Below are 13,923 nucleotides of genomic sequence, written 5' to 3' on the forward strand. Positions count from 1 at the left end.
CTCGTTCAGATAAAAAGAAAAAAAATTCAATTATTATCTTAGTTCTTGTTATCCTCTGGTTTGTAATAGCTAAGACAACTTCACCATTCAGGTATTCAAATTTTAGATGGATTTATTTATCTGGAGTAGTTATTATTTATTTAATTGCTTTAATAACAATTTTCCTTTCGTTTTTTAATTCAATAAGCTTTTTCTTAAATTATAAAACATTAACTTTTAAAGATATTTTTTGGATAATCCTAAGTATGTTTCCATTTCTGTTTTTTTTCTACAATATTATTAAATGAATGAAATTATTTCTTTACCAACATCCGCTTAATCTCATTCAATTTCATTAATGCTTCAATAGGGGTTAATGCATCAATATTAGTAGACAGAATTTCTTCTTTTATATCTTCAAGTAAAGGGTCATCCAATTTAAAAAAGCTAAGTTGCACATCTTCATCTACTACTTGTTTGAGCTTGTCTTTTATATCTTCAGAGCTATGGCTTGTTTCTAATTTTTTAAGCATTTTATTGGCTCTGTGAATTACGGAAGTGGGCATTCCAGCTAATTTGGCTACATGAATTCCGAAGCTGTGCTCACTACCGCCTGGCACCAATTTTCTAAGAAAAATAACATTGTCTTTGAGTTCTTTTATAGAAACGTTGAAGTTCTTTACACGTTCAAAAGTTTCAGTCATGTCATTTAATTCGTGATAGTGTGTGGCGAATAATGTTTTTGCTTTTGAAGGATGTTCATGCAAATATTCCGCTATTGCCCAGGCGATTGAAATTCCGTCATAAGTACTTGTGCCACGTCCAATTTCGTCTAACAAGACTAAACTACGTTCTGAAATATTATTGAGAATATTGGCGGTTTCATTCATTTCTACCATAAACGTAGATTCTCCCATAGAAATATTATCGCTAGCTCCTACTCTCGTAAATATTTTATCAACTACACCAATTCTTGCCTGTTGTGCAGGTACATAACTACCCATTTGAGCTAGTAAAACAATCAAAGCTGTTTGTCGTAAAATAGCGGACTTACCACTCATATTTGGCCCTGTAATCATGATAATCTGTTGCTGATTTCGGTTCAGCACCACATCATTAGCAATATATTCTTCACCAATGGGCAATTGTTTTTCAATTACAGGATGGCGGCCATTTTTAATTTCCAAATCGGTGCTTTCATCCAATTGCGGACGCACATAATTATGGTCTTTAGCGGTCTTGGCAAACGAGCATAAGCAATCTAATTTTGCAATGCATTGAGCATTTTCTTGTACTTGTTGAATATGAACCGTCATAAATTGCAGTAAATCAGCAAAAATTTGTTGTTCTAAAATGGCAATTTTTTCCTCTGCACCTAAAATTTTAGTCTCGTATTCTTTAAGTTCTTCGGTAATGTAACGCTCTGCATTTACCAAGGTTTGTTTTCTGATCCACTCTTCGGGCACTTTATCTTTGTGTGTGTTTCTGACCTCAATGTAGTATCCAAAAACATTATTGGAGGCAATTTTTAAACTGGGAATATTGGTGCGTTCCGTTTCACGTGCCAGCATATCGTCAAGATACGTTTTGGCATTGGTGGAAATCCCACGTAATTCGTCCAATTCTTTTGAGACATCACTCGCAATAGTGTTTCCTTTATTTATATTTACAGGAGCATCATCTCTTATGGTATTTGAGATATTTTCAATTAAATCCGTGCAGTTGTGCAATTGTTTACCCAACTGCTTCAAAGCCTTGTTTTTACTCTTTTCAGCATTTGTTTTTATCGGTAAAATGGCTTTTAGTGAATCCTTTAACAGCACTACTTCACGTGGATTTATCTTCCCCGTAGCTACTTTAGAGATTAACCTTTCAATGTCAGAAATTTGTTTGATTTGATATGTAATTCCATTGTAAAACTCATCATTATCGATAAGATATTTTACAATTTCGTGACGTTGTTGAATTTGTTTTAAATCCTTCAATGGCAATGCCAACCAACGCTTTAAAAGTCTCCCACCCATCGGCGAAATGGTCCTATCGATAACATCCAATAATGTAACTGCTTCAGGTTGATTTGAAAAGTATAACTCTAAATTTCGAACTGTAAATCGATCCATCCAAACATAATGGTCTTCTTCCACTCGTTTAATTGTTGATATATGCTCCAGCTTTTTATGCTGGGTTTCTGACAAATAATATAAAATAGCACCAGCGGAAACAATACCGTGCTGTAAATCGTCAATTCCGAAACCTTTGAGTGATTTTATCTTAAAATGTTCTGTTAGTTGTTCGTTAGCATAATCGTCTTGAAAAATCCAATCGTCTAAATAGAACGTATAATAACGCTCACCAAAAACTTCTTTGAACTTGATTTTGTGCTGTTTTTGCACCAAAACCTCGCTCGGACTAAAATTTTGAAGCAGTTTATCAATATATTCATCATTGCCTTCAGCCACTAAAAACTCGCCTGTAGAAATATCTAAAAATGATATTCCCAATTTTCTTTTACCAAAATGGATTGCCGCCAAAAAGTTGTTGGCTTTAGATTGCAACACCTCGTCATTTAACGCCACACCAGGTGTGATCAACTCTGTTACACCACGTTTTACAATGGTTTTGGTCATTTTTGGGTCTTCCAACTGATCACAAATAGCAACTCGCATTCCCGCTTTTACCAATTTTGGCAAATAGGTATTTAAGGAATGATGTGGGAAACCCGCCAAGGCAGTTTCGCTTTCACTACCTGCACCACGTTTGGTCAAAACAATGCCTAAAACACCTGCAGCCTTAACAGCATCTTCTCCAAATGTTTCGTAAAAATCGCCCACACGGAACAACAACATTGCATCAGGATATTTCACCTTAATAGCATTGTATTGTTTCATTAAAGGAGTGACTTTTTTTGTTTTGGCAGCCAATTATTACAATTTTGAATTAGTTTTGCGAAGTTAATTATTCAAAACGAAAGATAGGAAATTTTATGAGGAAATTGAAAAACAGTGAACTGGATAGATTGAATACCGATGAATTTAAATCCGCTAAAAAAACACCTTTGATTGTTATTTTAGACAATATAAGGAGTTTGAATAATATTGGCTCGGTTTTTAGAACATCTGATGCTTTTCTAATTGAAAAAATTTACCTCTGTGGAATTACAGCACAACCACCACATAAGGACATCCATAAAACTGCTTTAGGAGCCACCGAAACCGTGGATTGGGGGTATATGGAAGACACACTAACACTCGTTGAAAAGTTAAAAACAGAAAATATAGAAATAGCTTCCATTGAGCAAACTGAAAACAGTATTGAACTCCAAAATTTTAAGCCCGCAAAAGGTAAAAAGTTAGCTGTTATATTCGGCAATGAGGTAAAAGGCGTACAACAAAACGTTGTTTCGGCTTCCAATTACTGCATTGAAATTCCACAATACGGTACTAAGCATTCCTTAAATATTTCAGTAAGCTGCGGAGTTGTTTTGTGGGATTTGTTTAATAAAATTTAATCTATTAGATTTTACCTCCACTCAAAATCTCCATTTTTAACAGACCAATCGTTACCAAAAAAACCTGCACATTTTACGGCGTCCGTACCTTGGTTTAAAATTTCACTATCAAAAAGTACAACATCAGGAAAAGTGGTGCCATTGACCATATAATGATTTGCATAAGCAGCTTTCATTCCTTCAGTTCCAGTGGCAGTGACCACACCAACACTTGCAATATCACTATCTTTTCTGGCTATTGTAAAATACATTCCCCATTGGTTTCCTGAGAGTTTTTTACCATCAAAATCAACTTCATTATTCTTAACCTGAATAGAGCTGTCTTTTAGTAATAATTTCCAAGCGGCATTATTGTCTTTGTTTCCATAGATAATAACATTTCTATCCGCATACTTTTTCAGCGAGAAATCCGTGTCTTTTATCATCTCAACATTTCCGTTGGCACGATAATAAAACTTTTCCGCATCAAAAAGAGCTTTATGGTAATACCATCCATTTTCTTCAGTAGATCCTTTCGTAGCATATACAAAAACCATATTGTTACGGAAAGCATCTTTGAATCCGCCATTTCTGTGAGGTCCTTTTTCGCTTAATGATGGTTTTGATGTTATTGCCCATTTGTCGTTATCCTTTTTAAAGAACAACTTGTTTTTAGCGGTAATATCTAACTTCGTATCATCAAGAGTAATTGAATTGATAGTATCAGGCAACTTTGAAAAATCAACTTCCAGCACGGCAACATTATCCGTCGTGATATTAAAACCGTTTTCCATGGAAAAATCAAAAGAACTAACCTCAAAAGATTTTTCTTGCTGATGGATGGTCATAAAATGCGATTTTGCAGAAACCCCAGGAGAACCCGTAAAAAATTCTAACTTTTTAACTTCCTCATTCTTTTTGATTGTGCGTTGTTTAAAAAAATCGAAAATTGGAGGCCAGTCCACACTATGGTTTCCGTACCAATGTGTACCATCAGGATATTCGTAGTAGGTAAAATCGTTATGGAATTTACCTAAACGTTCTCGCATTTGCCTCGCAATAGCAGTAGGTACCACATTGTCCTTTTCGCCATGTAGCACATAAACACCACTTTGCAAATAGTTACGTTCTAATTTTAAGGTTCTGCTTGGAGTACCCGCTCTTTCAATGATGTTCTCCAATGGTGTATTTACGGATTGTAGCTTCATGCGTTCTAAAACTTTTGGCGACATTCCAAAACGCTTCAACTGTTCAGGCGTCATTTCTAACATTCGTTTCATAAAACCATCTCTATAACTCAACAAATCAGGGTAACCCGCGGCCGGGGCAATTGCCGCAAATTTATCAGGGTATGTTGCTCCGAGATACCAAGTGCCATGCCCACCCATGGAATGACCAGTTAAATAAATTTTGCTTGGATCTGGTTTGTAAATATTTTTAGCATCAGCCAAAACCTCCAACGCATCTAATCTGCCCCAATCTTCCCAAGCAAATCCGAATGGACGGCGGTTGGTGGGAGCTACCAAAGTCCCCCAATCTTTTTGTTTGTAGGCATTAGCTTGATTTACCGCTTCAACTGATGCACCGTGTACCGATAAAAACAACGCTTGTGAATCATCTTTGGAGGTAGACGGAGCAACACTGTAATATTGTACACTTTTGTCTATGTTACTTAGAAAAGTCTTTTTATGGTGCTTGTATTTTGATTTTACTTGCAAGGGAACTTCTTGTTTATCCAAAAGAACACCTCTATCACTCTTTAGTTGCAGCTCCAATTTCACATTCTCTTTTGACGCATCAACTGAATTTGAGCTGAATGAAAAGGGTACTTTTTGAACCGATAATGGTGGAACAGCGGAAATACTATTTATGGCAATATTACCTGCTAAATTCGCGTCAATTTTTGCATATTTTATCCAATTATCAGTAGCATTTACAATCCTGATTGCTCCATTATATTCCATGTTTTCTTCTTGTTGAATATCGGGCATGGTCATATCTCTGGTTGTAAATTGTACTCCTTTAGAAGGTGAAATTAGTCTTGCTCTAATCCTTGGAAAACGTCCTACTTTTAATACAAAAGTATTCTCTCCTTTTTTTAATTTAATAGGGATTAAGCTATAGCCAAAATCGTAATGATCGCCCTCATGCGGAAAACCGTTTATCAAACCAACGGTATGCCCGGAAGCTTCAAAAAGTACAATTCTTTCTGTGTTGGACTTATACGTTAAATACACATAGGCGGATCGTAGACTACGATCTGAAAAACTACTGGTACTATCAGTTTTAATAGTTTTCCATTGCATCGGTTTACCTAAAAAGTCAATATCAAAAGTTGAACCTTTAACTGCTTCGTAACTTTTATCCATCAAGAACCGTTCAAAAACAGGGTCGTTCGGAAAAGAAGAAGATTCAAAACCAAAACGTGGCATTTGTAGTGCCAATCCTGTTTTGAAAATATGTAAGACGTTGCCTTCACTAACTTCATTAACTTTCTCCTTACCAAAGTATTCAACAATGTTACCTGTTTTTTGGGCATAAGAAGCACTTAGTGCAAAAGTGAAAATTAAAATAACAACTAATTTTATATAACGTAACGTTTTCATTTTTATATGGATTAATTTCAAAACCCTAAATTATGAATAATTTTAATCTTATTATTCTATTTTAGACCAAAGACAGCTTATCTAGGTTAAAAGAAATTTTTAATTAAGCTCAGCTTAAAAAAAATTAGAAATCCTTTAAACCCAATAGTAAATCACTAAATTTGCACATCAATTTTTTTTACAATGTATAGAAGCCATAATTGCGGTGAATTAAACGCATCTAGTATAAATAATGAAGTAATCCTTTCGGGATGGGTACAAAAAGTTCGTGATAAAGGGTTTATGATTTGGATAGACTTACGTGATAGATATGGAATTACCCAACTTATTTTTGATGAAGAGCGTACTTCAAAAGATATTTTGGAACAAGCCCAAAAATTGGGTCGTGAATTTGTTATCCAAGTAAAAGGGAAAGTAATTGAGCGGACATCTAAAAACCCAAATATTCCAACAGGAGAAATTGAAGTATTAGTGTCTGAATTGACAATTTTGAATGAAGCTTTATTACCCCCGTTTACGATAGAAGATGAAACTGATGGAGGTGAAGAACTGCGAATGAAATACCGTTATTTGGACATTAGAAGAAATCCGGTAAAAGAGAATTTAATATTCCGTTCCAAAGTAACGCAAGAGGTTAGAAACTATTTATCTAATCATGATTTTATTGAAGTGGAAACGCCATATTTGATTAAATCGACACCAGAAGGTGCCCGTGATTTTGTAGTGCCTTCTAGGATGAACGAAGGTCAATTTTATGCACTACCACAGAGTCCACAAACATTTAAGCAATTGTTGATGGTGGGTGGTTTGGATAAATATTTTCAAATCGTAAAATGCTTTCGCGATGAAGATCTACGTGCGGATAGACAGCCAGAGTTTACTCAAATAGACTGCGAAATGGCATTTGTGGAGCAAGAAGACATTTTAGATGCTTTTGAAGGCTTAACACGACATTTACTAAAAGAAATTAATGGCGTTGAGGTGGAAAAATTCCCAAGAATGACTTTCGCTGAAGCCATAAAAAAATATGGTAATGACAAACCCGATATTCGTTTTGGAATGGAGTTTGGTGAATTGAACGAGGTTGCCCAACATAAAGATTTTAATGTTTTTAATCAAGCAGAACTGGTGGTAGGAATTGCCGTTCCTGGAGGAAACACTCATACTAGAAAAGAAATTGATAAACTAACCGATTGGGTTAAACGTCCTCAAGTTGGTGCATTGGGAATGGTTTACGTCCGTTGTAATGACGATGGCACTTATAAATCATCTGTAGATAAGTTTTATGACCAAGAAGATTTAGCAAAATGGGCAGACAAAACTGGAGCGAAGCCGGGAGATTTAATTTGTGTCCTTTCTGGACAAACCAATAAAGTGAGAGCTCAATTGAGTGCCTTAAGAATGGAATTGGCTGAACGTTTAGGTCTACGAAATCCAAACGAATTTGCACCCTTATGGGTTGTTGATTTTCCTTTGTTGGAATGGGATGAAGAAACAGAACGCTTCCATGCCATGCACCATCCATTTACATCACCAAAGCCAGAAGATGTAAAGTTATTGAATTCTGACCCAGCAAAAGTGAGAGCCAATGCTTATGATTTAGTTTTAAATGGTAACGAGATTGGAGGTGGTTCTATTAGAATACACGATAAAAGCACTCAATCCTTAATGTTTGACCATTTAGGATTCACTAAAGAGGAAGCCAAAGCACAATTCGGGTTTTTAATGAATGCTTTTGAATACGGTGCACCTCCTCATGGTGGTATTGCTTTTGGGTTGGATAGATTAGTCGCCATTTTAGGTGGACAAGAAACCATCAGGGACTTTATTGCCTTCCCAAAAAACAATTCGGGCAGGGATGTAATGATTGATGCCCCCGCCGCAATAGATGAAGATCAATTGAAAGAGCTACATTTGAAAGTAACTTTGTAACACGCAACAATACCTCATGATTTAACCATGTCCTATTATAAAACCATAATTCGGAAGGTAAACATATGGAGGTATAAATATCTTTCTCAAAAAAAGTTTATTATCTCGGCAAGTGCTACAGTTGGTTTTTTGACGGGCTTGGCTGCTGTTACCTTAAAAAACATAACTTTTACCATTGAAAAGGTATTGGAACAAGGTATTGTATTTTCTCAAAATCAGCTTTATTTTATTTTACCAGTAATTGGGTTACTTTTGGTGTATTTATTAAGAAAATACATCTTCAAAAAACGTGTATTCCCACAAACGCCAGTATATATTAAAAGAGCAATTCCTTCAGTTTTATATGCACTTTTAAGGCAAAATGGACGCATATCTCATAAACGGATTTATTTTAATTTGTTTGCGGCTCCATTGACCGTTGGGTTTGGGGGCTCTGTTGGGTTATTAGGGCCAACAATTACAGTAGGTTCTGCAATTAGTTCAACTTTTAGTAGAATACTTTTAATTGATAAAAAAACACGAACCTTATTAATTGCCTGTGCAACTTCTGGTGCAGTAGCTACTATTTTTAAATCGCCCATAGCGGCCTTGGTTTTTGCTATTGAAATATTTAGTTTAGACCTTACGTTTACGGCTTTAGTCCCGCTATTAATAGCATCAATTTCTTCCGTACTAACCTCATACTTTTTCATGGGTCAAGAAGTGCTCTTCAACTTTGACGTTGTGGATAAGTTTTCCTTACGAGACACTCCTTTTTACATTGTTTTGGGTATTGGTACAGGTGTGGCATCCTTATATTTTACTAAGATTTATTTTGCCATTTATGCCTTTTTTGATCGGTTTAACAGTCGTTTTGTAAAGCTATTAGTAGGTGGTTTTATTATTGGTATTTTGTTATACTTTATTCCGCCGTTATATGGTGAGGGGCTAGAGTTTACCAACAATTTATTACATGGTGAAACACTGGCTGCAATAGGTACAACCCCTTTTGATAGTTTTTTAGATAACATTTGGATAGTTATTGGTCTTTTAATTGGAATAACTATTTTTAAAGCCGTTGCCATGACCATTACTTTTGCGGCTGGTGGTGTTGGTGGTGTTATTATTCCTTCTTTGGTGATGGGCAGTACATTGGGCAATGTGGTAGCCAAAATTATCAATAATCTAGGATTAGGCTTTAACGTTTCCGAAGCCAATTTTACGTTAATTGGTATGGCAGGATTAATTGCAGGTGTTATCCAAGCACCGTTAACCGCTATTTTTCTAATTGCGGAAATTACTGGTGGTTATGAGCTATTTATTCCGCTGATGATTGCAGTTGCAATTTCTTATATGATTACAAAAAAATATATGGGTCATACTATATATACTAAAGAACTAGCGGAACGAGGTGATTTAGTAACACACGATAGGGATCAAAATGTATTGATTTCAATGAAAATGGATGAAGTGATTGAGCAGGATTTTATAATATTAAATCCAAATATGACATTGGGTGAAATGTTGCACAATGGGGTTTCAAAATCAACACGGAATTTGTTTCCAGTGGTAAATAAAAACAAAACGCTAGTTGGTGTAGTATTGGTTGATGACATTAGAGAATGTATGTTTAATCAAACCCTTTACGATACTACAACGGTACGCGATTATATGCACCAATCTCCAGACCAAATTATCTATGATAAAGACTCTATGCAAGTAGTTATGGAAAAGTTCCAAAAAACAGGGGCTTGGAATTTACCTGTTATAAAAAATGATAACTACCTTGGTTTTATATCTAAATCTAAACTCTTAACGGCTTATAGAAGTAAACTCATAGAGGAAACTGCATAAAACAAAATTCCTCTGAACAACAATTGTGTCCAGTGGAATTATAACTTTTCTAATAAATAGGTTGGAGTATTAGTTTTTAACCAACGTTTTTTCCTTATTGATTTTTAACTCAGCAACAATATTTAAAGCTTCTTCGACATAAATATCTCTACTTAAATTTTTATGCCAAATTTCACGTTTTTTGGCCAAAATAGAATCTTGCTCTAAAAGCGGTAGTTCGTACTTAGGCGATGTAAAACTTAGCTCGTTTTTATATTCATAAAGTGCCTTATACTTTTCACCTTCTTCCTCTCTACTTTTCAAATCTTCTTTATATTTATCGTAATTCAGATAAACTGTGGTGTCGTCTTGACCTTTCTTTAACCATTTGGCATGATCATCAATCAACCTAAACTGTTCATTGGTTGCAACACGTTTTTTACTATTATTTACCACGTTATCAAAATTTGAATAACCTTTCCAAACTTTATAGTTGGCACTTTCAATTTTATCCCATTGTAATGAATTTTCCTCATCACGTTCCCCAATATTCATATAAGCATATCTATCTGGAAGAGCAACATCGGAAACCACGCCTTTAAGCTGGGTTGATCCACCATTTATCCTATAAAATTTTTGAATCGTTAATTTTAGAGCTCCTAAGTCTTTCTTATAATCAAAATACCTATTCAGTGCCATATAATTTTGTACAGTCCCTTTGCCGTACGTTTGTTTGCTACCAATAACTACAGCTCTATTATAGTCTTGCATAGCAGCAGCAAAAATCTCAGAAGCGGAAGCTGATATTTCATTAACAATAATTACCAAAGGTTTATTCCACTGAATTTTAAAATCTTTATCAGAGCGTATTTTTGGTTTACCATCTTTATATTTTACCTGTACAACTGGACCTTCCTCTATAAACAATCCAGCAATATCTATCGCCGTATCTAAAGAACCTCCGCCATTATTACGTAAATCAATAACTAAACCTTCAACATTCTCTTTTTTTAATCTTTCAACTTCTAGAGCCATATCTGAAGCGGAATTTCTAAAATTTCTCTCGCTAAAATCTATATAAAACTTAGGCAAATCAATAACTCCAAATTTTCTGTCATCTTTTTTTACGATACTGGTTTTAGCAAACGTTTCTTCAATTTCTACAACGTCTCTAACAATAGGAATTACCTCGGTAGAACCGTCCAGTTTCTTTACGGTTAGTCTTACTTCTGTACCTTTTTTACCTTTAATAAATTCAATGGCGTCATCTAAACGCATACCAACAATATCTAAAGGTTCACCATCCGCTTGAGCCACTTTTGTAATAATGTCGCCCACTTCTAGGTTTCCGTCTCTCCAAGCTGGTCCACCTGAAATAAGCTCATCAACCCGAGTATATTCTCCTTTTCGTTGCAATCTGGCACCAATACCTTCAATTTTACCCGTCATGTCAATATCAAATTTCTTTTTTGTTCTTGGTGCAAAGTAGGTTGTATGCGGATCGAACTCCGTAGAAATACTATTGATAAAAATAGAATACCAATCTTCATCATCTTCATCATCTTTATAATCAAAAAATTCTTCCATACTTTTCAACGTAGCCTCTCTTGCCTCAACTTCAAGCTCAGCAAAAGTTTTTACTTCAGCATTAGCATCCTCTTTTTGCTTATCTTCTTGTGCTTGAATTTTACTGTGCAAACGTGATAAGGTTGTTAATTTGAACTGTTTTTGCCAATTAATAATTAGTTCCACTTCATTTTTAGGAAACTCTTTTTCTTCATAATCTACGTCAAAAACTTCATCTTTATTGAAGTCAAAAGGATGTTTTAAAATTTCTCTATAAAAGCCTTTAGCTTCTTGAACGCGTTGCAAGTATTTTGATGTTACTAAGCGGTAAAAAGACAGGTTTTCCGCTTTAATTTGGTCATCTATTTGTAGTTTGTATTTTTGAAATTCTTTCAGGTCTTCTTGAGTAAAAAAGCGTTTAGCAGGGTCTAGACCTTCAATAAAATTAGTGTAAACCGCAGTTGAAAATTCATCATCAATTTGGTGTGGTTGATAATGCCCTTGAGTCAATGCAGATCTTATTAATCCTAATAATATTTTCTCTTTTTCTGGGTCTGGGTTTTGCTTAATATTAAAACTTAATAATATTACAGCCAATAAAATTATTGGGAGTATAATTTTATAATTCGATTTCATAAATGTTATTATTTTTTTCATTTAATATGTACAACTAATCTACTAAAATAGTGCCAATAATTCAATTTTTAAAGGTTTTAACAGATTTTTTGTATTTGCCTCTAAACAATTCTTTGGTCTTTATCCCTTTTTCATTAAAAACATCCCAAATTTGAGTTACTGTTCCATCATCATTTTTAACCCATGTAATCTGGTTATAAAAATTACCATTTTCACTTTTTTGCAACTCACTTTTTAGAATCATTTTTCCGTCCGAATAATTCCCTTTTAACACTAATGTAAACCCTGAGTTATCTATCCAAACTTGATTCCAGCTACTATCATTTTTATCGTAATAATTATAACTAGTACCTCTATTATTAGTCGATGAATTCCATTTTTCTTGCAAAACACAACCATCGTATAGTTTATCTATAGTATTGGTTCCAATTACTTTATCGTTTACATCATATACTGTCCAATTTCCTATCCAAAAATCGAATAATTTGTACGACTCACTACAACATGGACAATTTTCTGATTGTGGGTTTTGTGAAATTATATTTTGTGTAAAAAATATCGCTACTAAAAGGATGATTATTTTTTTCATTGTTTTGAGTTTATGTCAAATCAATATTAAAAATAATAATCTGGTTCCATCATAATAAAATGTTAAACAATTATTCAACTTCTTAACGTAAAAAAATGGTAGTTTTGTATAAAACAGAATAACAAATATTTATGAGTGAAAAACCTTTAATTTTAGTTTGTAATGACGATGGTATTACAGCACCAGGTATAAGAACCTTAATTTCTGTACTAAATGAAATAGGAGATGTGGTAGTTGTTGCACCCGACAATCCGCAAAGCGGTATGGGACACGCAATAACCGTAAATACTACATTACGATGCAATCCGATAACTGTTGATGATGGTCCTCAATTAGAGTACAGTTGTTCTGGTACGCCAGCAGATTGTGTTAAAATGGCAGTTAATGAAATTTTAAATAAAAAACCAGACATTTGTGTTTCTGGAATTAATCATGGCTCTAATGCTTCTTTAAATGTAATTTATTCGGGTACTATGAGTGCCGCCGTAGAAGCAGGCATAGAAGGGATTCCCGCTGTTGGATTTTCATTAATGGATTACAATTGGGACGCAAATTTTGATGCTTGCAAAACTTTTGTAAAAACAATAACTGAAAACATTTTGGAAAATGGTTTGCCTGAAGGTGTAGTGCTTAATGTGAATATTCCAGATTTGAAAAAGGAAGAAATTAAAGGAATTAAAGTTTGCCGACAAGCCCATGGTAATTGGAAAGAGGTCTTTGAAAAACGTGTCAGCCCTCAGGGTGAAGATTATTATTGGTTAACAGGAGAGTTTGTAAACCTAGACAAAGGTGAAGATACCGACATGTGGGCACTAGAAAATGGTTATGTTTCTCTGGTACCTGTTCAGTTTGATATGACGGCTCATCACTATATTAAAAATTTGAACACATGGGAACTATGAAAGCCCATAATGGGCATTTGACAAATAATGCCAACGCCAATAAAAGCAATTAAATTAACGACAAACAGTTTACTACATAAATTATTATAAATGAAAAAGGAAATATTAATTGGTTTTTTGGTTGGTATTGCCGCTACAGCCGCAGGATTTTATCTCTATGTTGAATATGCCTTAGAAGGCACATTTGAAGAGTCACTGGCTGTATTAAAAGAGAATAGCCTGTACGGGCAGGTATTAAGTATAGCAGCAATACCAAATCTTATTGCCTTTTTTATTTTTATAAAAAAGAAACAAGATTATAGAGCAAGAGGTGTGCTAATTGCTACTTTAGTAATTGCTTTTTTGATATTGATTGCTCAGTTTGTTTAACTCCTCCGCCTCCCCTTTAACAAGGGTAGGAACTCCGATTTTCTA

9 protein-coding genes are annotated in these 13,923 nt (G+C 34.6%); 5 read left to right on the forward strand and 4 right to left on the reverse strand.

Features of this window, described 5'->3' with window-relative positions; translation table 11 throughout:
- Positions 1 to 293: 293 nt before the first annotated feature.
- Entirely contained in the window at positions 294 to 2,900 is a 2,607-nt protein-coding gene (mutS, locus tag U5A88_RS13680) for a DNA mismatch repair protein MutS (protein ID WP_354207344.1), read from the reverse strand.
- A 62-nt stretch (positions 2,901 to 2,962) separates the two neighbouring features.
- Between mutS and U5A88_RS13685 the strand changes: the two genes are divergently transcribed.
- Positions 2,963 to 3,487 carry an RNA methyltransferase gene (locus U5A88_RS13685; RefSeq protein ID WP_354207345.1) on the forward strand — a complete coding sequence of 175 codons (525 nt, stop codon included), beginning with the start codon at positions 2,963 to 2,965 and terminating at the stop codon, positions 3,485 to 3,487.
- A gap of 11 nt (positions 3,488 to 3,498) precedes the next feature.
- Here the strand turns inward: U5A88_RS13685 and U5A88_RS13690 are convergent, their stop codons facing one another.
- Positions 3,499 to 6,072, reverse strand: coding sequence for a carboxylesterase family protein (locus tag U5A88_RS13690; RefSeq protein ID WP_354207347.1), 2,574 nt, complete (start codon positions 6,070 to 6,072; stop codon positions 3,499 to 3,501).
- A 183-nt stretch (positions 6,073 to 6,255) separates the two neighbouring features.
- Between U5A88_RS13690 and aspS the strand changes: the two genes are divergently transcribed.
- Both aspS and U5A88_RS13700 read left to right on the forward strand, forming a co-directional pair.
- A complete protein-coding gene (gene aspS, locus U5A88_RS13695; protein WP_354207349.1) occupies positions 6,256 to 8,004 on the forward strand; it encodes an aspartate--tRNA ligase in 1,749 nt (582 codons plus the stop codon).
- A 27-nt stretch (positions 8,005 to 8,031) separates the two neighbouring features.
- A complete protein-coding gene (locus U5A88_RS13700) occupies positions 8,032 to 9,837 on the forward strand; it encodes a chloride channel protein (RefSeq protein ID WP_354207351.1) in 1,806 nt (601 codons plus the stop codon).
- A 69-nt stretch (positions 9,838 to 9,906) separates the two neighbouring features.
- Here U5A88_RS13700 and U5A88_RS13705 read toward each other — a convergent pair whose 3' ends face one another.
- Positions 9,907 to 12,039: a carboxy terminal-processing peptidase gene (locus U5A88_RS13705; RefSeq protein ID WP_354207353.1), complete on the reverse strand. Its 2,133-nt coding sequence runs from the start codon at positions 12,037 to 12,039 to the stop codon at positions 9,907 to 9,909.
- Positions 12,040 to 12,079: 40 nt separating this feature from the next.
- Complete coding sequence (locus U5A88_RS13710) at positions 12,080 to 12,607, reverse strand: hypothetical protein (RefSeq protein ID WP_354207355.1); 528 nt, start codon at positions 12,605 to 12,607, stop codon at positions 12,080 to 12,082.
- 131 nt (positions 12,608 to 12,738) lie between these two features.
- On the opposite strand from U5A88_RS13710, the gene surE reads away from it, so the two are divergent.
- Together surE and U5A88_RS13720 are read left to right on the forward strand one after the other, a co-directional pair.
- Complete coding sequence (surE, locus tag U5A88_RS13715; protein ID WP_354207356.1) at positions 12,739 to 13,509, forward strand: 5'/3'-nucleotidase SurE; 771 nt, start codon at positions 12,739 to 12,741, stop codon at positions 13,507 to 13,509.
- A gap of 90 nt (positions 13,510 to 13,599) precedes the next feature.
- A complete protein-coding gene (locus U5A88_RS13720; RefSeq protein ID WP_354207358.1) occupies positions 13,600 to 13,878 on the forward strand; it encodes a hypothetical protein in 279 nt (92 codons plus the stop codon).
- Positions 13,879 to 13,923: the final 45 nt, after the last annotated feature.

Source organism: Aureibaculum sp. 2308TA14-22 (assembly GCF_040538665.1).
Lineage (GTDB): Bacteria > Bacteroidota > Bacteroidia > Flavobacteriales > Flavobacteriaceae > Aureibaculum.

What these genes read in the sequence shown, in the direction of transcription:
- U5A88_RS13690 (WP_354207347.1), bottom strand. Translation starts at nt 6,072, where the DNA reads ATGAAAACGTTACGTTATATAAAATTAGTTGTTATTTTAATTTTCACT.
- U5A88_RS13720 (WP_354207358.1), top strand. Translation starts at nt 13,600, where the DNA reads ATGAAAAAGGAAATATTAATTGGTTTTTTGGTTGGTATTGCCGCTACA.
- U5A88_RS13700 (WP_354207351.1), top strand. Translation starts at nt 8,032, where the DNA reads ATGTCCTATTATAAAACCATAATTCGGAAGGTAAACATATGGAGGTAT.
- U5A88_RS13710 (WP_354207355.1), bottom strand. Translation starts at nt 12,607, where the DNA reads ATGAAAAAAATAATCATCCTTTTAGTAGCGATATTTTTTACACAAAAT.
- surE (WP_354207356.1), top strand. Translation starts at nt 12,739, where the DNA reads ATGAGTGAAAAACCTTTAATTTTAGTTTGTAATGACGATGGTATTACA.
- U5A88_RS13705 (WP_354207353.1), bottom strand. Translation starts at nt 12,039, where the DNA reads ATGAAAAAAATAATAACATTTATGAAATCGAATTATAAAATTATACTC.
- U5A88_RS13685 (WP_354207345.1), top strand. Translation starts at nt 2,963, where the DNA reads ATGAGGAAATTGAAAAACAGTGAACTGGATAGATTGAATACCGATGAA.
- aspS (WP_354207349.1), top strand. Translation starts at nt 6,256, where the DNA reads ATGTATAGAAGCCATAATTGCGGTGAATTAAACGCATCTAGTATAAAT.